The organism is Martinezella dioscoreae (assembly GCF_009176305.1).
Classification (GTDB): Bacteria; Pseudomonadota; Alphaproteobacteria; order Rhizobiales; family Rhizobiaceae; genus Rhizobium; species Rhizobium dioscoreae.
Window position 1 is genome coordinate 952,955 of record NZ_BLAJ01000003.1, and the last position, 20,570, is coordinate 973,524.

22 protein-coding genes are annotated in these 20,570 nt (G+C 61.9%); 14 read left to right on the forward strand and 8 right to left on the reverse strand.

Features of this window, described 5'->3' with window-relative positions:
- Window positions 1-9 precede the first annotated feature (9 nt).
- The 9 genes from GDN47_RS16510 to GDN47_RS16550 all read left to right on the forward strand — a co-directional run bounded on the left by GDN47_RS16510 (window position 10) and on the right by GDN47_RS16550 (window position 9,095).
- The gene (locus GDN47_RS16510) at window positions 10-1,593 is read left to right on the forward strand and encodes an aromatic amino acid lyase (protein WP_152093787.1); all 1,584 of its coding nucleotides are present in this window, start codon (window positions 10-12) and stop codon (window positions 1,591-1,593) included.
- Window positions 1,594-1,619: 26 nt separating this feature from the next.
- Window positions 1,620-3,002: a hydantoin-5-propionate amidohydrolase gene (gene ertD / locus GDN47_RS16515; RefSeq protein ID WP_152093788.1), complete on the forward strand. Its 1,383-nt coding sequence runs from the start codon at window positions 1,620-1,622 to the stop codon at window positions 3,000-3,002.
- A complete protein-coding gene (locus GDN47_RS16520) occupies window positions 3,002-4,276 on the forward strand; it encodes a Zn-dependent hydrolase (RefSeq protein WP_152093789.1) in 1,275 nt (424 codons plus the stop codon). The genes ertD and GDN47_RS16520 overlap by 1 nt, the downstream gene beginning before the upstream one ends.
- A gap of 3 nt (window positions 4,277-4,279) precedes the next feature.
- On the forward strand, window positions 4,280-5,380 hold the full coding sequence (gene ertC / locus GDN47_RS16525; RefSeq protein WP_152093790.1) for a thiohydantoin desulfurase: 1,101 nt from the start codon (window positions 4,280-4,282) through the stop codon (window positions 5,378-5,380).
- Window positions 5,381-5,410: 30 nt separating this feature from the next.
- Window positions 5,411-5,740 carry a TfoX/Sxy family protein gene (locus tag GDN47_RS16530; protein ID WP_113330045.1) on the forward strand — a complete coding sequence of 110 codons (330 nt, stop codon included), beginning with the start codon at window positions 5,411-5,413 and terminating at the stop codon, window positions 5,738-5,740.
- A gap of 240 nt (window positions 5,741-5,980) precedes the next feature.
- On the forward strand, window positions 5,981-7,642 hold the full coding sequence (gene ertB / locus GDN47_RS16535; RefSeq protein WP_152093791.1) for a thiourocanate hydratase: 1,662 nt from the start codon (window positions 5,981-5,983) through the stop codon (window positions 7,640-7,642).
- Window positions 7,643-7,711: 69 nt separating this feature from the next.
- On the forward strand, window positions 7,712-8,386 hold the full coding sequence (locus GDN47_RS16540) for a spermidine synthase (protein ID WP_113351341.1): 675 nt from the start codon (window positions 7,712-7,714) through the stop codon (window positions 8,384-8,386).
- Window positions 8,387-8,451: 65 nt separating this feature from the next.
- On the forward strand, window positions 8,452-8,694 hold the full coding sequence (vapB, locus tag GDN47_RS16545) for a type II toxin-antitoxin system antitoxin VapB (RefSeq protein WP_113351342.1): 243 nt from the start codon (window positions 8,452-8,454) through the stop codon (window positions 8,692-8,694).
- Window positions 8,691-9,095 (forward strand): type II toxin-antitoxin system VapC family toxin, encoded by a 405-nt coding sequence (locus GDN47_RS16550; protein ID WP_145322219.1) that lies wholly within the window; start codon window positions 8,691-8,693, stop codon window positions 9,093-9,095. Before vapB ends, GDN47_RS16550 begins: the two co-directional genes overlap by 4 nt.
- Here the strand turns inward: GDN47_RS16550 and GDN47_RS16555 are convergent.
- The 5 genes from GDN47_RS16555 to GDN47_RS16575 all read right to left on the reverse strand — a co-directional run bounded on the left by GDN47_RS16555 (window position 9,092) and on the right by GDN47_RS16575 (window position 12,085).
- Window positions 9,092-9,496, reverse strand: a complete 405-nt coding sequence (locus GDN47_RS16555; protein WP_145322217.1) for a GFA family protein — start codon at window positions 9,494-9,496, stop codon at window positions 9,092-9,094. The two genes, GDN47_RS16550 and GDN47_RS16555, sit on opposite strands and share 4 nt — an antisense overlap.
- A 5-nt stretch (window positions 9,497-9,501) precedes the next feature.
- The gene (locus GDN47_RS16560; protein WP_152093792.1) at window positions 9,502-9,984 is read right to left on the reverse strand and encodes an SRPBCC family protein; all 483 of its coding nucleotides are present in this window, start codon (window positions 9,982-9,984) and stop codon (window positions 9,502-9,504) included.
- Window positions 9,968-10,309, reverse strand: coding sequence for an ArsR/SmtB family transcription factor (locus tag GDN47_RS16565; protein WP_152093793.1), 342 nt, complete (start codon window positions 10,307-10,309; stop codon window positions 9,968-9,970). Before GDN47_RS16565 ends, GDN47_RS16560 begins: the two co-directional genes overlap by 17 nt.
- Window positions 10,310-10,400: 91 nt before the next feature.
- The gene (locus tag GDN47_RS16570; RefSeq protein WP_152093794.1) at window positions 10,401-10,787 is read right to left on the reverse strand and encodes a VOC family protein; all 387 of its coding nucleotides are present in this window, start codon (window positions 10,785-10,787) and stop codon (window positions 10,401-10,403) included.
- Between the two features lie 14 nt (window positions 10,788-10,801).
- Complete coding sequence (locus tag GDN47_RS16575; protein WP_152093795.1) at window positions 10,802-12,085, reverse strand: MFS transporter; 1,284 nt, start codon at window positions 12,083-12,085, stop codon at window positions 10,802-10,804.
- A gap of 96 nt (window positions 12,086-12,181) precedes the next feature.
- Here GDN47_RS16575 and GDN47_RS16580 point away from each other — a divergent pair, with 96 nt between their 5' ends.
- On the forward strand, window positions 12,182-13,057 hold the full coding sequence (locus GDN47_RS16580) for a LysR family transcriptional regulator (protein WP_152093796.1): 876 nt from the start codon (window positions 12,182-12,184) through the stop codon (window positions 13,055-13,057).
- Here the strand turns inward: GDN47_RS16580 and GDN47_RS16585 are convergent, their stop codons facing one another.
- Window positions 13,058-13,963 carry a LysR family transcriptional regulator gene (locus tag GDN47_RS16585; RefSeq protein WP_152093797.1) on the reverse strand — a complete coding sequence of 302 codons (906 nt, stop codon included), beginning with the start codon at window positions 13,961-13,963 and terminating at the stop codon, window positions 13,058-13,060.
- Between the two features lie 118 nt (window positions 13,964-14,081).
- Between GDN47_RS16585 and GDN47_RS16590 the strand changes: the two genes are divergently transcribed.
- On the forward strand, window positions 14,082-14,846 hold the full coding sequence (locus tag GDN47_RS16590; RefSeq protein WP_152093798.1) for an SDR family oxidoreductase: 765 nt from the start codon (window positions 14,082-14,084) through the stop codon (window positions 14,844-14,846).
- Between the two features lie 141 nt (window positions 14,847-14,987).
- Here GDN47_RS16590 and GDN47_RS16595 read toward each other — a convergent pair whose 3' ends face one another.
- On the reverse strand, window positions 14,988-15,434 hold the full coding sequence (locus GDN47_RS16595) for a nuclear transport factor 2 family protein (protein ID WP_173002510.1): 447 nt from the start codon (window positions 15,432-15,434) through the stop codon (window positions 14,988-14,990).
- A 236-nt stretch (window positions 15,435-15,670) separates the two neighbouring features.
- Between GDN47_RS16595 and coaBC the strand changes: the two genes are divergently transcribed.
- A complete protein-coding gene (gene coaBC / locus GDN47_RS16600; RefSeq protein ID WP_113329948.1) occupies window positions 15,671-16,882 on the forward strand; it encodes a bifunctional phosphopantothenoylcysteine decarboxylase/phosphopantothenate--cysteine ligase CoaBC in 1,212 nt (403 codons plus the stop codon).
- Here the strand turns inward: coaBC and GDN47_RS16605 are convergent.
- Window positions 16,869-17,684: a class II glutamine amidotransferase gene (locus GDN47_RS16605; protein WP_152093800.1), complete on the reverse strand. Its 816-nt coding sequence runs from the start codon at window positions 17,682-17,684 to the stop codon at window positions 16,869-16,871. The genes coaBC and GDN47_RS16605 overlap by 14 nt on opposite strands.
- Before the next feature lie 660 nt (window positions 17,685-18,344).
- Between GDN47_RS16605 and otsB the strand changes: the two genes are divergently transcribed.
- On the forward strand, window positions 18,345-19,139 hold the full coding sequence (gene otsB, locus GDN47_RS16610; protein ID WP_113329946.1) for a trehalose-phosphatase: 795 nt from the start codon (window positions 18,345-18,347) through the stop codon (window positions 19,137-19,139).
- Window positions 19,140-19,190: 51 nt separating this feature from the next.
- Window positions 19,191-20,567, forward strand: coding sequence for an alpha,alpha-trehalose-phosphate synthase (UDP-forming) (otsA, locus tag GDN47_RS16615; RefSeq protein ID WP_113329945.1), 1,377 nt, complete (start codon window positions 19,191-19,193; stop codon window positions 20,565-20,567).
- The last annotated feature ends 3 nt before the right edge of the window (window positions 20,568-20,570 follow it).

Consider the following 20,570-nt stretch of genomic DNA (forward strand, 5'->3'; position numbering starts at 1 on the left):
ACAGCAGAGATGGAGCGTCAGAGAGCCGGCATCGAACTCACCGGGCAACCCCTTGGGTTCAGCGATCTGGTGCGGATCGGCGCGGGGGCGGTGCTGCCGTCGGCATCGGAAAGCGGCATGGCGCGGGTGCGACTGGCGCGCAACGTTCTCGAAAGCACCATTCAATCCGGCATGCCGGTCTACGGCTCGACAACGGGTGTCGGAGCCATGAAAGATGTCGAATGGTCCCCCGAGGATCTCGATGCCTTCAATCTCGGTCTCGTGCGCGCCCATCATTTCGGCACAGGCGCCCCCTTCTCCATGTCGATCGTCCGCAATGCCATGGCGATCCGCGTCAATACGGCTCTCACCGGTCAGGTCGGTTGTTCGCAAGAATTGATCGAAGCCTATCTGCAGCTCTTGAGCTCGGATGTCATTCCCGTCGTCAGGCGCACGGGCTCGATCGGCTGCGCGGATATCGGTCTGATGGGCCAGATCGGCGCGGTTCTGACCGGCGTTGGCGAAGCCGTCTATCGCGGCCGACGCATGCAGGCTGCCGATGCCTTCGATGCCGCCGGCATCGCTCCGGTCAGGATGATGCCGCGCGACAGCTTGGCCTCGCTCAGCGTCAATGCAGTCAGCTTCGCAGCCGCTGCAGAGACGACCCGCAACGCCGCCGCCTCGATCCGTGTGCTGCTGGCAACCGGCATGATGGCGGCCGGCGCGCTCGGCGCTTCGCGCGATCCGTGGATTTCCGTGCGCCATGTCGGCACCGCGCGCGAAGCCCTGATCGGTGCCTGGCTCTGTAACGCCTCGGAAGAATGGCCCTGGCCGGTCGCCACCCATGTGCAGGACCCGTTGAGCCTGCGCATGATCGCCCAGGTCTTTGGCGCCGTCATCGAAAACCTCCTGACCGCCGGCCACAAGATTCTGGCCGCGACCGGCCGTTCGGACGACAATCCGGTCATCGTCGATGGCCGTGTGATGACCTCGGGCGGCTCTCTTCCGCTCGATGTCACCGTGCTTCTAGAAGCGGCCGTCATCTGCATGGCCCATGCCGCCCGCAACGCCTTTAATCGCTGCGTCCTGCTCGGCAACGGCCAGCGGCGCGGCCTGCCCGTCAATCTGGTGCCCGAAGGCAGGATCGCGACCGGCTTCGGCCCCATCATCAAGCTCGCCGGCGAGATCTTCTCGCGCGTTCTCTCCATGTCCAATCCGGTCTCGGCGCAGTCGCTGGTGGTTGCGGCGGGAATGGAAGACGAGGCCGCCTTCCTGCCGCTGGTCATCGAACGTTTCGAGCGGCAGATGCGGGCACTGAAGCGTCTGGCCGCCCTTGAGGCCCTACTTTCGGCACAGGCAATGGACATTCTCGGCGACAAGCCGGAAGGCGTGGCGCGCATGCTCTACGACGTCGTGCGCAAGCATGCCGACTTCTATGTCGTCGACCGTCCCCTTTCGGCCGAAGTCGAGGCGATCGAGGAGGAGCTCGGCTCGGAGTCCTTCGTCTCTGACTTGATCGCCCACAAGCCGATCATCGCCTATGATGACTTCTTCGCGCTCGGCTCGCTGGAGCGGGTCGAAGAGCGGCTTTATCACGACACCATTGCCATCTGAACCAACCGACGAGCGAGGGAATGCACATGGCCGATTTCGATCTTGTTCTGCAAGGCACTGTGGTTCTGCCTGGACGCATCGTGGAAGCCGGCTATGTCGGCGTGCGCGCCGGCAAGATCGCCGAGATCGGCATCGGCGTGCCCCCGGCCGCGCGCGAGCGGCATTTGCTCGGCAAGGCACTGATCCTGCCCGGCGCAATCGACGCGCAAGTGCATTCGCTCTCTCAGAAGGATCAGGAGGATTTCGTCTGGTCGACGCGCTCGGCAGCTGCCGGCGGCGTCACCACCATCGTCGACATGCCCTATGACGAAGGCAATCTCGTCTGCTCGGCAGCGGCGGTGAAGAAGAAGATCGACCATGCCGCGCCGCAATCGCGCGTCGACTTTGCTCTTTATGGCACGGTCGATCCGGAAGAAGGCCCGGCGCGCATCGCCGAGATGGTCGAGGCCGGTGTTTCCGCCTTCAAATTCTCCACCTTCGGCACCGACCCCAAGCGTTTCCCGCGCATTCCGCCCGCCCTGCTCGATGCGTGCTTTGCCGCCATCGCGCCCACGGGCCTGACAGCCGGCGTACACAACGAGGATGACGAAGCTGTCCGCACCTACATTGAGCAGGTGAAGGCGAGCGGCATCACCGACTATCGCGCCCACGGCCTGTCCCGCCCGCCAATCACCGAACTGCTTGCCATGCACACGATCTTCGAGACGGGCGCAGATACCGGCTGCCCGGCGCATGTCGTCCATTGCTCGCTCGGCCGCGGCTACGACATAGCCCGCGCCTATCGCCGCGACGGTTTCGAAGCGACGGTCGAGTGCTGCATCCATTACCTGACGCTCGATGAGGAAAACGATGTGAGGCGCCTCGGCGGCAAGGCGAAAATTAATCCGCCGATCCGCCCCCGCGCCGAAGTGGAAACCTTGTGGCGCAAGGTGGCGGAGGGCAATGTCTGGCTCGTCTCGACCGATCATGTCAGCTGGTCGGAAAACCGCAAAACCAATCCGGATATGCTGGCGAATGCTTCCGGCGTGCCGGGACTGGAGGTCATGGTGCCGCTCTTCGTAAAGGGTGCTCTGGAGCGCGGCGTGCCGCTGACCTGGGCGGCGAAGCTGATGGCGGAAAATCCAGCTAAGCATTTCCGCCTCGACCATATCAAAGGCGCGCTGACGCCGGGCAAGGACGCCGATATCGTCGTTCTGGAACCGCGCGAAACGATCTATGACGCGGCGGCCAGCGGCAATAACGTCGTCGGCTGGAGCCCCTATAACGGCATCCGCCTGCCCTGGACTGTGTCCGCCGCCTATCTTAGAGGCAAGCAGATCACCGAGGGACAGAAGGTGCTGGCCGAACCCGGCTCCGGCAGCTTTGTCCGTCCCTTGCCTCGCCAAGTCATTGCCGGAGATGCAGCCTGATGACCGAAACCAAGCGCCACAACCTGCCCGTAAACGCCGACCGTATCGCCGAGGATATCGATGCGCTGGCCGGCATCACTGATCCGGGCCACCCGTGGACGCGCCGCGCCTTCTCGCCGCTCTTCCTCGAAGGGCGCGCCTATATCGAAGCACGGATGAAGGCGGCAGGGCTTGAGACCCGCATCGACGCCGCCGGCAATCTGATCGGCCGGCGTACCGGCGCCAAGCCTGGCCTCGGAACGATCCTTGTCGGCTCGCATTCCGACACCGTGCCCGACGGGGGCCGTTTCGATGGCATTGCCGGCACGATCGCAGCGCTCGAAGTTGCGCGCTCCTTGAAGGATCGCGGCATCGAGCTCGACCATGATCTGGAAATCGTCGATTTCCTCGCCGAAGAAGTCAGCATCTTCGGCGTCTCCTGCATCGGCAGCCGCGGCATGACCGGGCAGATCCCCGAGGCGTGGCTCTCCCGCGTGAGCGGCGACCGCACGCTTTCTGAAGGAATTGCCGAAGTCGGCGGTGATCCCTCCGTGCTGCTCTCCCAGAAGCGGCCGGATCTCGCCGGCTTCCTGGAGCTGCATATCGAGCAGGGCCTGGTGCTGGAAGCCGAGAACAAGGATATCGGCATCGTCACCGCGATCGCCGGCATCACCCGCATCGAAATCACCGTGGAAGGCCGCGCCGATCATGCCGGCACGACGCCGATGGACCGCCGTGCAGATGCGCTGGTGGCGGCCTCGCAGCTCGTCCTCGATATTCGTCAACGCGCGGCGGAGCAGGCGAAAACGCCGGGCCATTTCGCCGCGACCGTCGGCGAATTCCGCATCGAGCCGAATGCCGCCAATGTCGTGCCATCCAAGGTCGTGCTCTTGATCGACGGCCGCGCCGAAATTCGCAGCGACATGGAGGATTTCCTGGCCTGGATCGACGGTGAGGTGAAGACCATCGCCGCCGATTATGGCGTGACGATCAACCCGCCGGTGCGTGTCTCCGACAACATGCCGACGCCGGGCGCTCCGGTACTGCTCGAAACGCTCGAACGCGCCTGCAAGACTGTCGGCGCCAAACATCGCCGTATGGCCTCCGGCGCCGGTCACGACACAGCCTGGATCGCCAAGGTCGCGCCGGCCGCCATGATCTTCGTGCCGTGCAAGGAAGGCCGCAGCCATTGCGCCGAGGAATGGGCCGAGAATGACGACATCGCCATGGGCGCCGCCGTGCTTTTCGAAGCGGTGCGCGACATGGACAAGAACCTCAAACAGAACCGGGAGTAGCCGATGGGACGCATACTCGTTGCCAAGGATGTGGAAGCGGCCGTCAAGGGCGGCTCCGTTTACGCCGCAGGCGGTGGCGGCTGGGCCGATCATGGCCGCATGCTGGGCTATGCAGCCGTCAATGTCGGCAAGCCGGAGCTGGTGTCAATCGACGAATTGAACGACAATGACTGGATCGCCACGGCCGCCGCCATCGGCGCGCCGGCCTCCACCACCCCGTGGGAAATGCAAGGCATCGATTACGTGAAAGCCGTGCAGCTGCTGCAGGACGAGCTTGGCGAAAAGCTTTCCGGCCTGATCATCGGCCAGAACGGCCGGTCTTCGACACTGAACGGCTGGCTGCCGTCGGCGATCCTCGGAACGAAGGTGGTGGATGCCGTGGGTGACATCCGCGCTCATCCGACTGGTGATATGGGATCGATCGGCATGGCGGGTTCGCCCGAGCAGATGATCCAGACCGCCGTCGGCGGCAACCGCGCCGAGAACCGCTATATCGAACTGGTCGTGAAGGGTGCGACGGCAAAGATTTCGCCGATCCTGCGTGCGGCATCCGACCAATCAGGCGGCTTCATCGCCTCCTGCCGCAACCCCTTGCGCGCGTCTTACGTCCGCACGCATGCGGCGCTCGGCGGCATCTCCATGGCGCTTTCGCTCGGCGAGGCAATCATCGAGGCGGAAAAGAAAGGCGGCAACGCCGTCATCGACGCCATCTGCAAGACAACAGGCGGCCATATCCTGGCCGAAGGTACGATCACAAAAAAGGACGTCGTCTACACGAAGGAAGCCTTCGACATCGGCACCATTACGGTCGGCAGCGGCGACAAGGCCGTCACCATGCATGTGATGAACGAGTACATGGCGGTCGAGGATGCCGGCAGCAAGCGCCTGGCAACCTTCCCCTCCGTTATCACCACGCTGTCGCCGGAAGGCGAACCCTTGAGCGTCGGCCAGCTGCACGAGGGTATGACAGTCTTCATCCTGCATGTACCGATGAATATCATTCCGCTGTCTGCCAGCGTGCTCGACCCCACGGTCTATCCCTCTGTCGAAAAAGCCATGGGTATCGAGATCGCGAAATACGCTCTCGCCGCCAAGAAGAACTGACGGGAAAGCTTGGAAGCGCGGGAGGCGCAGATGGCTCGTGACGCAGGTCTTGAAGAATTGCTGAGAGAAGAGCTCGGGCGACGGCCCGGGCTCAGGGAGAAAGGAATGTTCGGCGGCTGGGCCTTTCTGCTCAATGGCCATCTCATGTGCGGCGCCCGTGATGATGGGATGCTGATCCGCCTTGGCAAAGGCAACGATGCCTGGGCGCTGGAGCAGCGTGACGTCAAACCCATGCAGTTGGGCGGCCGAAAAATGCTTGGATGGGTGCGCGCCGGGCCGGACGCCTATGGCAATGACATGCTGCGCAAGCGGCTGCTTCTGGCTGCGCTGGACTTCGTCGAAGGCCTGCCGCCGAAGTGAACGCGTATTGAAGAACACTCCTCTTCTCCCCAGCGGGGAGAAGATGTCCGTCAGGACAGATGAGGGGGTGAGCGACTAAGGAGCGAACGTCTGAGCGGTACGCGAAGACGATATGTGCCGCATCGCCCCCCTCATCCGACCCTTCGGGCCACCAACCGGGGTCGAGCCACGGGTCTCGACCCGTCCTTCGAACCCCCGCTGGGGAGAAGAAGAGACTATCAAACAAGAGGAAAAGCAATCATGCCGAAAGCCAATCCACGTCATCCGAAATTCCCCATTCCGGGCGGTCCGGAGCTGCGTGCCAAGTGCTGGCGGCAGGAGGCTTTGCTGCGCCTGCTCGAAAACGTGCTCTCCGTCGGGGAGGATCCGGACAATCTTGTCGTCTACGCCGCCCTCGGCAAGGCGGCGCGCAACTGGGCGGCGCATAAGGGCATCGTCAAGGCGCTGACCGAAATGGATGAGAACCAGACCCTGCTCATCCAATCCGGCAAGCCGATTGGCCTCATCCGCACGCATGACAAAGCGCCGCTCGTTATCATGGCGAACTGCAACATTGTCGGGCAATGGGCGAAGGCGGAAGTCTTCTACGAATTGCAACGCAAGGGCTTGATCTGCTGGGGCGGCCTGACGGCAGGCGCCTGGCAATATATCGGCAGCCAGGGCGTCATCCAGGGGACTTACGAAATCTTCATGCGCATCGCCGAGCGCCGCTTCGGCGGCGACCTCTTCGGTCGTTTCGTGCTGACAGCCGGCCTCGGCGGCATGGGCGGCGCGCAGCCGCTCGCCGGACGCATGGCGGGGGCTGCGATCCTCTGCATCGATATCGATGCCGATCGCGCCAAGAAGCGCCAGGACATCGGCTATCTGCAGGAAATCGCACCCGATCTCGATTCCGCGCTGGCGATGATCGACGCCGCCGTCAAGGAAAAGCGGGCGCTTTCCGTCGGCCTCGTCGGCAATGCGGCCGAGATCTATCCAGAGATCGCGCGACGCGGCATCGTGCCCGATATTGTCACCGACCAGACCTCGGCGCACGATCTCGTCTATGGTTACGTGCCGAAGGGCATGAGCCTGCAGCAAGTTCGGGATCTCCGCGATGACGGCCAGGGCCAGCTCATGGCGGCCAGCCGCGCCTCGATCGTCGAACACGTGAAGGCCATGCTGGACTTCCAGAAAAAAGGCTCCGAAGTCTTCGACAACGGCAACCTGATCCGCACACAGGCGAAGGAAGGCGGCGTTGCGAACGCCTTCGATATACCGATCTTCACCGAGGCCTATCTCAGGCCGCTCTTCTGCCGCGCCATCGGCCCGTTCCGCTGGATGGCGCTTTCGGGCGAGGAAAGCGATATCGCCCGCATCGACGATCTGCTGCTGGAAATGTTCCCGGACAACAAGATCATTACCAACTGGATCAAGCTCGCCCGTCAGCACGTGCCCTTCGAAGGGCTGCCGGCGCGTATCGCGTGGCTCGGCCACGGAGAGCGCACCGCCCTTGCCCGCCGTGTCAATGAGCTTGTGGCAGGCGGAGAGCTGAAGGGGCCGATCGCCTTTTCGCGCGACCATCTCGATGCCGGCGCCATGGCGCATCCGAACATCATGACCGAGCGCATGAAGGACGGCTCCGACGCGATTGCCGACTGGCCGCTGATCGACGCGATGATGCTCTGCTCGTCCATGGCCGATCTCGTCGTCGTCCATTCCGGCGGCGGCGGCTATGCCGGCTACATGACGAGCTGCGGCGTCACCGTGGTCGCCGACGGCACGCAAGCCGCCGACGAACGGCTCGACCACGCGCTGACCAACGACACCGCCCTTGGCGTCATGCGCTATGCCGATGCCGGTTACGAGGAAGCGCTTGATGAAGTTGCGAAAAAGGATGTGCCCTATATCCGTTTGGGATAAGCGCATCTGTTCTTAGCGGCACCGAAAGACTATGGTCCGGGCAATTCAAAATTGAGTTGAGAGTTGCCCGTGATCCCCTGGACCTTGCTTGATACTGCGAAAATCCCCGGCGGCGGCGAGCTGCGCCTGAAGCAGCGTGGCCAGGAATTTTCCATCATGCTCGGCACCAACGAGCTGATGAACAGCCGGCTGAGCGGCTCCGAACGGGCGCTTGCGACGCTTTCCTGCGAGAAGATCAAGGGCCGGAAGGCGCCACACATATTGATCGGCGGCCTTGGCATGGGCTTTACCTTGCGCGCGGCGCTCGGCGAACTCGGAGCGGACGCCAAAGTTACGGTCGCGGAACTGGTGCCGGCTGTCGTGTCATGGGCACGCGGGCCGATGGCAACGGTCTTCGACGGCTGCCTCGACGATCCGCGCGTCGCCATTCATGAAGGCGATGTGCGTCCACTCATCCGCGCTCGCAAGGCGGCCTACGACGCCATCCTGCTCGATGTCGACAACGGGCCGGATGGCATCACATCCGAAGCCAATGACGGCCTTTACGATTATCAGGGCCTGAAAGCGGCGCGCGATGCGCTGCGTTCCGGCGGTGTCCTCGCCGTCTGGTCTTCGGGACCCGACGACCGCTTCACACGGCGGCTGCGCGACAGCGGTTTTGCCGCCGAGGTGGTCAATACGCGCGCCAATGGCAAGACAGGCGCGCGCCACGTCATTTGGCTCGCGACAAGATCGGGATCGTAACGCCTCGAATTGAAATCAGACCTGAGATGCTATATATCAATGTCATATCTCAAGGGAGTTATGGCATGGACACCGCAAAGATCTTCTGGTCCGGCCGCTCGCAGGCCGTGCGCTTGCCGAAGGAATTCCGCCTCGACGGCGAGGAAGTGCGCATCCGCCGGCAGGGAAAGGCAATCATTCTGGAGCCGATCCCCGAAGATTGGGACTGGCTGGAAGCCGTAACAGGCCCGATCGATGATGACTTTGTAGAAGCAGCGACCGAGCAACCGGCTGAGCAGCAACGCCCCGAGTTGGATATCTTCAAGTGAAATATCTGCTCGACAGCAATGCCGTCATCGCGCTGATGAAAGGACACCCGGGCTTCGTCAACGAGCTTCGCAGGCACAAGCCGCAGGATTTCGCCATTCCGGCCATCGTCGCACACGAGCTGTTTTATGGTGCCTATAAGGGGCAGCGCGTTTCCGACAATCTGGCACGTGTCGATGCCTTGCAATTCGAGACGCTGGATTTCGATAAGCAAGATGCCCGTGTAGCCGGCGAAATTCGAGCGGCCCTTGCTTCCCTCGGCACACCGATCGGTGCCTATGACGTTTTGATCGCGGGACAAGCGGTCGCCCGCGATCTGATCCTGATAACGCACAATGTCAGAGAATTTGGACGGGTTCAAAAGCTGCGTTTCGAAGACTGGGAGTCCTTGCCGAGCGGCTAAAGATAACGCGTTTCTTCCGGTGCACGATCGAAGCGGTCGTCGCGGCCATCGAAGTAGCCGACGGGAAGCGAGGCGAGTTCCTCATCGGTGGCATCGTCCAGGCAGCTGATGCTGATCGCATAGAACTTGCCGCCGAGGGCCGGATTTTCACCCCAGTTGAAGGAGCTGATGCCGCAAGTCTTGCAGAAGAGATGATGAAGAATGCGCGGGCCGAATTGATATTCGCCGATGCTGTCCTCACCCGAGGTCAGGCGGAAATCGGCCGGCGTGGCGACAGCCAGCCAATTGCGCTTCTTCTTGCAGATCGAGCAATTGCACTTGAAGGTGCCACCCTGCAGATCGAGATCGGCTTCGTAGCTTACCGCGCCGCAATGGCAGCTTCCATGATAGGTCTTCTTCATCACTCTCATCCTTCCCTTGAGGTGGCTTCTGCGTAAGCGACATATTTGTCCAAGGCCTGTTCCCAGCCGCCGGTCTGCAGCTTCAGTTCGGTCTCGTCAGGCAATTCGGCCTTTCGGAAGACGAGGCGCGTCTTCTCGCCAAGCTCATGGAATTCCACGGTCACCTGCATCGGATGTTCGGCCCTACCCTCCTGATTTTCCCAGGCGAAGGTGAAGACGAGGCGCTCGGGCGGGACGATCTCCAGATAGCGGCCATGGCTCCAATATTCCTTGCCCTCCGGTGTCAGAATGCAGTGCCGCCAGGCGCCCCCTTCCCGCAGGTCGACAAAGACGGATGGCGTCGTCATGTTCTGGGGCGCCCACCAACGCACCATATGCTCCGGCTCCGTCCAGAGACGGAACAGCAAGTCGCGCGGCGCGGCTATTTCGCGGGTCAGCACGATCTCGCGTAGCGGCCGCATGCTGCCGCCCTCAATTGCTGGGGTCATCCATTCCTCCCTTTTGCAATAGCGCCGCATAGGCTTCCAGGCGATCGAGATTGTCGTTCCAGAACTGCCTGTAGCTTTCCAACCAGTCATCGACCTGCCGCAGCGGCTTGGGCTCCAGCCGGCAGGGTCGCCATTGCGCTTCCCTTCCCTTCGAAATCAGGCCGGCTTTCTCCAGCACCTTCAAATGCTTGGAGACGGCGACCAGCGACATGTCGAAGGGTTCGGCCAGTTCCGAGACGGATGCCTCACCGGTCGCCAGCCGCGCCAGGATCGCCCGGCGGGTAGGATCGGCAAGAGCCGAGAGGGTTGTGCTCAATGTGTCCATACGACTCGATAAACCATGAAGTTAATTAACTTATTGGTTTAATATATGGCGCAAGCAAACGATGTCAAGAAGGGCTTTCTGACGCCCGATCTCAGGGAATGACGTTGGATACTTCGATCAGGTTTTGATCCGGGTCGCGGAAATAGACCGAGAGAATGGGGCCGGTCGCACCGGTTCGGCGCACCGGGCCTTCCTCAATCGCAACGCCTTCAGCCTGCAAGTGAGCAATGACCTCATCCAGAGGCGTTGTGCTGATGAAGCAAAGATCGGCCGAGCCTGGTGTCGGCCGTTCAGCCTTAGGCTCCAGCTCATGTCCGGCGCGATGCAGATTGATCTTCTGATTACTGAAGGTCAGGGCCTTGCGGCCTTCCCCGAAAGTTTCGACGCCCATTCCGAGGACACGGGCATAGAAATCGCAGCTCTCCTCGATGCTCGCGACCGTGAACACCAGATGATCGAGATGGTCGATGCGGATCATGGCGGCCTCCTGAGTCAACGACGCGCCAGCCTGGCGACGGCAAGAGCGCTGACGAGACAGAGTGCCAGCATGACGAGGATGAAGGCAACCACGGCATTCCAGCCATCGGCAAGCCAGAAATAGCCTCCGACCGAGCCCGCAATGCTGGAGCCGAGATAATAGGCCAGCAGGTAGAGCGAGGAGGCATGGCCCTTGAAGCCATGGGCCAGCCGCCCCACAAGCGCGCTGGCAACGGAATGGGTCATGAAGAAACCGATCGTCACCAGGATGATGCCGAGAATGATCAGCGGCAAGGAGCTGGAAAGCGTCACCGCCGCCCCGAGTGCGGCGATCAGCACGCCCACCGGCAGCACGACGAAATGGCCGATGCGATCACCGAGCAGGCCGGCCGCCCAGGATGCGACGATCCCGAAGAGATAGGCGGTGAAGATCAGGCCCAATTCGGTCTGGCTGAGATCATAGGGGTCAGCGACCAAACGGAAGCCGGCATAGTTATAGACGGTGACGAAGGAGCCCATGACGAGAAAGCCGATGGCAAAGAGCAGCGGCAACGCCGCATTGCTGAAGTGACCGCTCCAGGCCTTCAGGTGGAAGGCAACATCAAAACCCTTGCGTGGGGTGAAATTGCGCGACGGCGGCAGGAGATAAAGGAAGCCGACGGCGGCGACAAGGCCGAGAATGCCGACCGCTGCCAATGCCGGCCGCCAGCTCAGATATTCGGCGATCGTACCGGTCACCACGCGCCCGGCCATGCCGCCAAAGGCGTTGCCGGCGATATAGAGGCCCATGGCGCCGCCGAGGCCGCGCGGTTCGATTTCCTCGGCCAGATAGGTCATGGCGACAGCTGGCACGCCGCCCAAGAGAAAGCCCTCAAGAGCGCGGACGGCGAGAAGCATATGCCAGCTCGGCGACACCGCGCAGACGATCGTGCAGATGGCCGCGCCGAGCAGCGAAATGAACATCAGGCTGCGGCGGCCGAGGCTTTCGGAAACGGCGGCTGCGCCGAAGATCGCGAAGGCCAGGAAGCCAGTCGAAAGCGATAGCGACAGCGAGCTTGCAGCCGGCGTGACACCGAAATCCTCAGAGAAGATCGGCATCAGCGGCTGGACACAATAGAGCAGCGAGAAAGTGGCGAAACCGGAGAGAAACAGCCCAATGGTCGCGCGGCGGAAGGCAGGCGTGCCGCGCGTCAGAAACTGGCGGGTGTCGGTCGGCGGCTCGTTCCTGACGAGTGTCAATTCGGGACCAGACGAAACTTCGGAGGCAACGATTTCCTGCTTGCCAGCGGCGCGAGACATGGGGGACCCAACCTTTCTTGCCATGGAATCTAGCCAGCTCGGCTCCATTAGTCCAATATATGGAGCAGGCGATCTCAATAGCTTTTGGAGATAGCGATGGAGCTACGTCATATCCGCTATTTTCTGGCACTTGCGGAGGCGGGAAATTTCACCCGCGCCGCCGCCAATCTCGGCATCGGTCAGCCGCCGCTCAGCCAACAGATTCGAGACCTGGAAAACGAGGTGGGGGCGCAACTGTTCCATCGCGTGCCCCATGGCGCGGAGCTGACGGCAGCCGGCGAGGCCTTTCTAGCGGAAGCGAAAGCGGCGGTCGATGCGGCGGAAAAGGCAAAGCTCGCCGCTCAGCGTGCCAATCGCGGCGAGATCGGCCGCCTGTCGCTTGGCTTCACCGCCTCTTCCGCCTTCAATACCATCGTCACGGCGACCATCCGCGAGTTTCGGGGGCATTGGCCGGACGTGCGGCTGTCGCTGACTGAGATGAATACCAATGCGCTGATGGAGCGGCTGATGCGCGGCGAGATCGACGCGGCCTTCATTCGTCCGGGTCTGGAGGATCCGCGGGATGTTCGCCTGAAGCGCTTTGCCGACGAGCCGATGCTGATCGCGCTACCGGCCCATCATCCGCTGGCGAAAAAGGAACGCGTGTCGATTGCGGCGCTCGCAGGCGAGCCCTTCATTCTCTTCCCGCGCATGGTGGGACTCAGCCTCTATGACGATATCGTTGGTGCTTGCCGCGAAGCGGGCTTCGACCTCGTGGTGACGCAGGAAGCCCCGCAGATCCCATCCGTCGTCAATCTCGTCGCCGCAAACTTGGGCGTTTCCATCGTTCCGGCTTCGATCGCACAGATCAAGCTCGACGGCGTCGCCTATCGGCAAATCGATGGGCCGCCCGTCGTAGCGCGGCTCGGCCTCGCCAGCCTCAAGGCGCAGCGATCACCTGTTATCGCCAACCTCATGAGCCTGATTGCGTAATTATTTGTTCCGCTCCCAATAGGGCGGATCGCCGAACGCTTTTTTCAGATGATCGGCGATGGCGCGCAGCTTGGCCGAGGGATTGCGTCCCTCCGGATGGGCCATGAAGATGAATTCCGGCTCCGGCCGGTAGCCGACATCGATCTCGACAAGCCGCCCGTCCCTCACCGAAGGCCCGGCAATGAAGGCCGGCAGCAAGGCGATACCGAGGCCGGCAATCGCGGCATCGTGGAGGACATCGCCATTGTTGACACCCAGTGCCAGCTTCGCACGAATGACGACGGCGCCCTCTGGTCGCTCGAAACGCCAGTCCGCGACGCCGCGATTCGTGTAGAAAATCCCGCGGTGATCCTCAAGATCGGAGAGCGACGTGGGTTTGCCGTGACGACTGAGATAATCCGGCGAGGCCACGAGAAGGCGGCGGCTGCGGGCGAGCTTCCAGGCGATGAGGCGCGAGTCGGCGATCAGGCCGTGGCGAATGATCGCATCATAGCCATCCGAGGCGGCATCGACGCGACGGTCGTCGAGATCGAGCGTCAGCTCGATCTCTGGATGATCGGCGAGAAACGGATAGAGGGCCGGCCCCAGATGCAGGCGGCCGAAGGTGACGGGTGCGGCAATGCGCAGAGGCCCCATCAGCGTGCCGCGCCGCTCGGCAAGATCGGCCGCCGCCTCGCGCACCTCCTGCGCGATGCGTGTGGCGCGCTGCAGGAAAGCGGTGCCATCTTCCGTCAGGGTCAGCTTGCGGGTCGTGCGATGAAGCAGGGTTGCCCCCAATGCTTTCTCCATTTCCGACAGGCGCTCGCTGACCACGGATTTCGACAGGCGCAGGCGTCGCGCCGCCTCGCTGATCGAGCCGGCCTCGGCTACAGTCACGAACGTCACGATCCCGTCGATCTTCAGCATTGTTCGGAAACTCCGAATTCGAATTCCTCTTTTTGAAGACTAATCCGAACGATCGGAAAAGGCCATCTTCCTCGTATCGGACAAACCGAAAGACACATCCTCACACAGGAGATGGACAATGAACCGCTTGAATGGAAAAGTCGCAATCGTCACCGGCGCCAGCTCCGGCATCGGCCGCGTCACGGCAAAGCTCTTTGCCGCCGAAGGCGCAAAGGTTGTCGTCGGCGCTCGTCGCGCAGCAGAGCTGGAAAGCCTTGCCGCTGAGATCAAGGCGGCCGGCGGAGAAGCAACCGTCTTGGCCGGCGATGTGCGCTCGGAAGACTACCACAAGGCGCTGGTCGCCCTTGCAGTCGAGCGTTACGGCAAGCTTGATATTGCCTTCAACAATGCCGGCACGCTCGGCGAGGCCGGTCCCAGCACCGAGGTTTCGGAGGCAGGCTTTTCCGAAGCGCTGGCGATCAACCTCACCGCGTCCTTCCTAGCCGCCAAGCACCAAATCGGCGAAATGATCAAGCACGGCGGTGGTTCCGTGATTTTCACGTCGACCTTTGTTGGCCATACCGTGAGCTTCCCGGGCGTTGCCGCCTATGCCGCCAGCAAATCCGGCCTGATCGGCCTGACGCAAACGCTCGCCGCCGAATTCGGCCCGCAGAATGTCCGCGTCAATGCCGTCCTGCCAGGCGCGGTCGATACCGATATGTATCGCGATATGAACGACACGGCCGAAAAGCAGGCTTTCATCACCAACCTGCATGCGCTGAAGCGCGTCGCCGGCCCGGAAGAGATCGCTCGCTCGGTCCTTTATCTCGCCTCCGATGACGCAAGCTTCGTGAGCGGCACGGCATCGCTCGTCGACGGCGGCCTGTCGATCACGCGTACCTGACCGAGTGTTTTGCCGACACAATGATCGCGCCGGCAGCTTCGGAACGCGGACGTAATCCCGCAACATAGGAAATGGTTGCGGGATCAGGTCGCTCGAATGCTTTGAACGAGCCGCGGATTCTATTTCCCACGGCCTTTCCGCTCAGAACATCGTATTGCTGTTCTTCGAGGTCTCGGGGATCGGCTGCACCGAGTCCCAATGTTCCTGGATCTTGTTGTCCTCGAGGCGGAAGATATCGACGATGGCGCTACCGCGGTCGCCCGGCTGGCGAATGGCGTGGACGCGCAGGATCACATAATCGCCATCGACCATCACGCGCTTGATCTCGCTCTTCGACTGCGGATAGTTTTTCTTTAGGTAATCCAGGAAACCGCGCAGGCCTTCAGGCCCATCGGCGGCAAGAGGATTATGCTGGATGTACTTGCCGAGATATTTGGAAGCCGCGTCGAAATCCTTGTCGTTCAGCGCCTTCTGGTAGAAATCCAGAACGATTTCCTTGTTCTTCTGCTCTTGCGGCGAATAGGCGCGCTCGGCAAAGGCCGGCATGGCGGCAGCCAAGATTGGCAGGGCGATGACCGCGACTTTCATCAGTTTCAAGACGTTACTCCTTTGGTCGTTAACACGTTCACTTTCGTCGAGGGCGAAGATGCCCGCAAATGACAAGTCGGTGATGCCAACGTGATCATTGGCTGCAAATAGCCAAAAATCCGATCGCCCGCATCGCAATCACCGACACGCCGAGCTCGATGGAAGCACGCGGCGATTGCCTATGACACACCAAAGGCTTAGGCTTGTCGGCAAAAGAACAGGCGACGGGTTCAGGCATGGTTCTCGCAGGAAAGCGCATCCTTCTCATTATCTCCGGCGGTATCGCGGCCTATAAAAGCCTCGATCTCATCCGCCGGCTGCGCGAGCGCGGCGCAAGCGTCCGGCCGGTCATGACGGCCGGTGCGCAGCAGTTCATCACGCCGCTTGCCGTCGGCGCGCTGGCCGCCGACCATGTCTTCACCGATCTGTTTTCGCGAGAGGACGAGCAAGATGTCGGCCATATCAGGCTGGCGCGCGACTGTGATCTCGTGCTGATCGCGCCAGCGACTGCCGATCTGCTCGCCAAGATGGCGAACGGGCTGGCCGACGATCTCGCCTCGACCATATTGCTCGCCACCGACCGGGCAGTCCTCGCAGCCCCCGCGATGAACCCGAAGATGTGGGCCCATCCCGCCACCAGGCGCAACGTCGAAACTCTACGCAGCGACGGCATCGCCTTCGTCGGTCCTATGACCGGCGAAATGGCCGAGAGCGGCGAGAGCGGCGCTGGCCGGATGGCGGAGCCGCTCGATATCGCCGCCGCCGTCGAGCGTCGGCTGGATGACGGCACCAAGCCGCTTGCCGGCAGGAAGGCGGTCGTCACCTCCGGGCCGACGCATGAACCGATCGATCCCGTGCGCTACATCGCCAACCGCTCGTCAGGACGGCAGGGCCATGCCATCGCAGCGGCGCTTGCTGCGCTCGGCGCCGATGTCACGCTCGTCTCCGGCCCGGTCACCATACCCGATCCGGTCGGTCTCAACGTGATCCACGTCGAACGGGCAGACGAGATGCGCGATGCCGTTCTGGCTGCTCTGCCGGCCGATATCGCCGTCATGGTGGCCGCGGTCGCGGACTGGCGCGTCGCTTCCGCTTCCGATCAGAAGATCAAGAAGCATCCAGGCGAATCGATCCCAACGCTGGCGCTCACCGAAAATCCGGACATATTGAAAACCGTCGGCCATCATACACAGCGGCCGAAACTCGTCATCGGCTTTGCGGCCGAAACCCAGGATGTCGAGAGCAATGCCCGTGCGAAGCTGGAGCGCAAGGGCGCCGACTTCATCGTCGCCAACGACGTCTCGCCCGCAACCGGCATCATGGGCGGCACGCGCAACCGCGTGAAGATTATCAGCCATCACGGCGTGGAGCAGTGGCCGGATCTCGACAAGGATGAGGTGGCGGTGCGGCTGGCGGCGCTGATATCGGAACAGCTCAAGCAGGAATAGCAGCCGGCGTCCGGATCTCTCCGGCGGCATGCTCTTCCGGCTGGAAGGGCGTGACATGGACGCCCGTATCGTCGATCAGAACGGCGCTGCCATCGGGGATCTCGCGCCAGGCATCGACATCGTCGTTCAGCGGCTCCGACACGAGGCAATAGCCTGACCCGACCGGAGAGGCATACAGCGTCGGCGCCTTGCGATCGGTCGCATAGCGGATGGCGTAGAGCGACTTACCGTCGGAGAAGGCCGCCGTGAAGCGCACCAGTACCGAACCCGTCAGATGCAGCGACAGGCCTTCGACGAAGCCGATGGTCTGAGCGATCGCCGCCGTCGGATTTGTCATGAGACCGAATTGCATCGCCAGCAGGAACAGGAGCTCGGAATCGGTGGTGCCGCTGCGGGCATGGAACAGCCGGTCGTCGAGCATGGCTTCCATCGGCCGGCGCAGGCGGTCGAAATTGGAAATCTGGCCGTTGTGCTGGAATGACCAGTTCTCGAAAACAAAGGGATGGCAATTGTCGCGGCGTGTGCCGCCGCCTGTGGCAGCACGGACATGGGCGAGGAAGAGCGGCGAACGGATCTGCCGCGCCAGGCTCTTCAGATTGCAATCGGACCAGGCCGGCAGGATATCGCGGTAACGGCCAGGTTCCGGCCGATCGCCATACCAGGCGATGCCGAAGCCGTCACCATTGGTCGCCGTCTTGGCGCGCGTGGCGCAATGGGATTGTTCGATCAGGGAGTGGGCGGGCGAAGACACCAGCTCCTCCAGATAGAGGGGGTCTCCACGATAGGCTGCCCAGCGACACATGCGTCTTCTACTCCGATTCCCGCTGTCTTTCTGTCCCGCGGGAGAATGGCAAATCCAGAGCGTGATGCCGAAAAGTGTAGGCGGTTTTCGGACGACATCACGCTCTACTTCTTCGATTCCAGAGCGGCTCAGATTTTAGGTCGAGCCGACCTAAAATCATCCGGCTCTAAGACGATTGTTTATGCGGAATGGGTAATAAAGTCTTAATTTTCCATCCCGTGCAGCGCAAGATGACAGATATTTGACGCTTCGTCCGTTCACGTTTCGCATCGCAACATTTTCTTCGTGAAGGCCGCTACGGCAGGGCTCTTGCTCGAGATGCGGCGGGCAACACATTTCACTGCGACAATAAGTGTGAAGCTCCCCGAGGCCGTGCCTCTTGCATCAAGTCAAATTTGAGCTACGTTAAGCTTGTCTGAAACGTAACGAAAGGAAGGTGATCCAATGTCTAGTGAGATTTCGGTCTTTGTATACGGCATGGAAATGGTTGTGAGCGTTGCGAGGCAGCCCTCGCTCTGATCAACACCTTCCCGAAGCGTTCGCCGCTTCAGGCCAGTTACGGGCCAAAGCTCATGGGGGGTCGCTTAAGGCGGCCCCTTTTGATTTTGAGCTGTTATTTTTTGCCTTGCCAAACGAGAAGAGCGCCTTAGCTAACCCAGCATGTCTTCTCAGGAACAGCCCGAACAGGGTGAAGCCAAACCGAGGCCGCTGAACGAGCCGGCCCTTACCGCACTCTCATTGTATCCGCAGGACTGGGCCTTGTTCCTCGATATTGACGGAACCCTGCTCGATCTCGCCGAAAGGCCGGAAGCGATCGTCGTGCCCGACTATCTGCCCGGCACGCTGCATGCGCTCTCCCGTCAGCTTGGAGGCGCGCTCGCCTTGGTGACGGGCCGCGCCATCGAATTCGTCGATCCCCTTTTTGCCCCATTCCGCTTTCCCGTCGCCGGCTTGCATGGCGCGGAACGCCGCGATGCGGCGGGACGGCTGCGGCGCGCGCATATTCCGCCTGCCTTCCAGGAGATGAAGCAGGTCATTCGGCACGAAGCGCTCGCCTGGCCCGGCGCCATTGTCGAGGACAAGGGGGCTGCGGTCGCGGTTCACTTTCGGCACGCACCCGCATACGAGGCCGAAATCGGCGAAGTCATGCAACGCCATCTGGAGGAAGCCGGTCCCGACTGGAATCTGCAGCGCGGCAAGATGGTCCTCGAAATCTGCCCTTCCCACGCCAGCAAGGGACATGCCGTCGAGGCGTTTCTTGCCGAAACGCCCTTCGAAGGGCGCCGCCCGGTCGCGATCGGCGACGACGTGACCGACGAGACGATGTTTGCCGCCGCCAACCGTCTCGGCGGCCAATCCGTGCGCATCGGCGATGCCAACGGAAAAACGCTTGCGCGTGCATCCATTGGCTCGCCTGCGCGTTTAAGAGACGTGCTGGGAACACTCGTCAAGTAATCCGTCGATCACATCGACACCGATCCCAGCCTTCTCGAAAGGAAGTTACCGTTGAGTCGTCTCATCATCGTTTCCAACCGCGTTTCCGTGCCCGATCACAAGGGCGCAGCAGCTGCGGGCGGCCTTGCCGTGGCGTTGCAGGCAGCCCTTGCCGAGCGCGGCGGCATCTGGATGGGCTGGTCCGGCAAATCGAGCGGCGACGTCGAGCCTGAGCCGCTGCAGATGACGCAGGACGGCAACATCACCTATGCGCTGACCGATCTTACCCAGACCGATGTCGAGGAATATTATCAGGGCTTTGCCAACCGCGTGCTCTGGCCGATCTGTCATTACCGGCTCGATCTCGCCGAATATGCCCGCAAGGAAATGACCGGCTATTTCCGCGTCAACCGCTTCTTTGCCCACCGGCTCGCACCGCTGATCGAGCCTGACGACATTATTTGGGTGCACGACTATCATCTCATTCCACTGGCGGCAGAGCTGCGGCAGATGGGCTTGAAGAACCGTATCGGCTTCTTCCTGCACATTCCCTGGCCGCCGGCGGATGTCGTGCTTGCCATGCCGGTGCATGAGGAGATCATGCGTGGCCTTTCTTCCTACGACCTGCTCGGTTTTCAGACGGACCATGATCTTGAGAACTTTGCAGGCTGCCTGAAGCGCGAGGGAATGGGCATCGAGAAAAGCCCCGGCCATTTCAGCGCGCACGGTCATGACTTTCGCGGCGGCGCCTATTCGATCGGCATCGAGACGGCGGGCTTTGCCGAATTCGCCCGCAGGGCCGCGTCGCATAGCATGGTGCAGAAGGTGCGGCAAAGCATTGAAGGCCGCGACCTGATCCTCGGCGTCGACCGGCTCGATTATTCCAAGGGCATCACGCAGCGCATCGATGCCTTCGAGCGCTTCATTACCAACAATCCCGCGCATCGGCGCAGCGTCACCTATCTGCAGATCACGCCGAAATCTCGCTCGGAAGTGCCGGAATATGAGGCGATGCAGCACGCGGTCGCCGAACAGGCCGGCCGGGTCAACGGTGCGATCGGTACGGTCGATTGGGTGCCGATCCGCTACATCAACCGCTCGATCAGCCGCCCGATCCTGGCCGGCCTCTACCGGCTTGCGAAGGTCGGGCTGGTGACTCCCTTGCGCGACGGCATGAATCTGGTCGCCAAGGAATATGTCGCGGCGCAAGACCCGGACAATCCCGGCGTGCTGGTTCTATCCCGCTTTGCCGGGGCGGCGCGTAAGCTAAAAGGTGCTCTGCTGGTCAACCCCTATGATGTCGACGGCACCGCCAACGCGCTGGCGCGGGCCATCAACATGCCGCTGCAGGAGCGGCAGGAACGCTGGCGCGGCATGATGGATTATCTGCTTGAAAATGACGTATCGCGCTGGTGCGAGACGTTTCTTGCCGATCTTACGGCGGAATAGAGC

Bases quoted from the DNA above. Each gene is read 5' to 3' on its own strand.
- GDN47_RS16510 (WP_152093787.1), top strand. From the start codon at position 10: ATGGAGCGTCAGAGAGCCGGCATCGAACTCACCGGGCAACCCCTTGGG.
- ertD (WP_152093788.1), top strand. From the start codon at position 1,620: ATGGCCGATTTCGATCTTGTTCTGCAAGGCACTGTGGTTCTGCCTGGA.
- GDN47_RS16520 (WP_152093789.1), top strand. From the start codon at position 3,002: ATGACCGAAACCAAGCGCCACAACCTGCCCGTAAACGCCGACCGTATC.
- ertC (WP_152093790.1), top strand. From the start codon at position 4,280: ATGGGACGCATACTCGTTGCCAAGGATGTGGAAGCGGCCGTCAAGGGC.
- GDN47_RS16530 (WP_113330045.1), top strand. From the start codon at position 5,411: ATGGCTCGTGACGCAGGTCTTGAAGAATTGCTGAGAGAAGAGCTCGGG.
- ertB (WP_152093791.1), top strand. From the start codon at position 5,981: ATGCCGAAAGCCAATCCACGTCATCCGAAATTCCCCATTCCGGGCGGT.
- vapB (WP_113351342.1), top strand. From the start codon at position 8,452: ATGGACACCGCAAAGATCTTCTGGTCCGGCCGCTCGCAGGCCGTGCGC.
- GDN47_RS16555 (WP_145322217.1), bottom strand. From the start codon at position 9,496: ATGAAGAAGACCTATCATGGAAGCTGCCATTGCGGCGCGGTAAGCTAC.
- GDN47_RS16560 (WP_152093792.1), bottom strand. From the start codon at position 9,984: ATGACCCCAGCAATTGAGGGCGGCAGCATGCGGCCGCTACGCGAGATC.
- GDN47_RS16565 (WP_152093793.1), bottom strand. From the start codon at position 10,309: ATGGACACATTGAGCACAACCCTCTCGGCTCTTGCCGATCCTACCCGC.
- GDN47_RS16570 (WP_152093794.1), bottom strand. From the start codon at position 10,787: ATGATCCGCATCGACCATCTCGATCATCTGGTGTTCACGGTCGCGAGC.
- GDN47_RS16575 (WP_152093795.1), bottom strand. From the start codon at position 12,085: ATGTCTCGCGCCGCTGGCAAGCAGGAAATCGTTGCCTCCGAAGTTTCG.
- GDN47_RS16580 (WP_152093796.1), top strand. From the start codon at position 12,182: ATGGAGCTACGTCATATCCGCTATTTTCTGGCACTTGCGGAGGCGGGA.
- GDN47_RS16585 (WP_152093797.1), bottom strand. From the start codon at position 13,963: ATGCTGAAGATCGACGGGATCGTGACGTTCGTGACTGTAGCCGAGGCC.
- GDN47_RS16590 (WP_152093798.1), top strand. From the start codon at position 14,082: ATGAACCGCTTGAATGGAAAAGTCGCAATCGTCACCGGCGCCAGCTCC.
- GDN47_RS16595 (WP_173002510.1), bottom strand. From the start codon at position 15,434: ATGAAAGTCGCGGTCATCGCCCTGCCAATCTTGGCTGCCGCCATGCCG.
- coaBC (WP_113329948.1), top strand. From the start codon at position 15,671: ATGGTTCTCGCAGGAAAGCGCATCCTTCTCATTATCTCCGGCGGTATC.
- GDN47_RS16605 (WP_152093800.1), bottom strand. From the start codon at position 17,684: ATGTGTCGCTGGGCAGCCTATCGTGGAGACCCCCTCTATCTGGAGGAG.
- otsB (WP_113329946.1), top strand. From the start codon at position 18,345: ATGTCTTCTCAGGAACAGCCCGAACAGGGTGAAGCCAAACCGAGGCCG.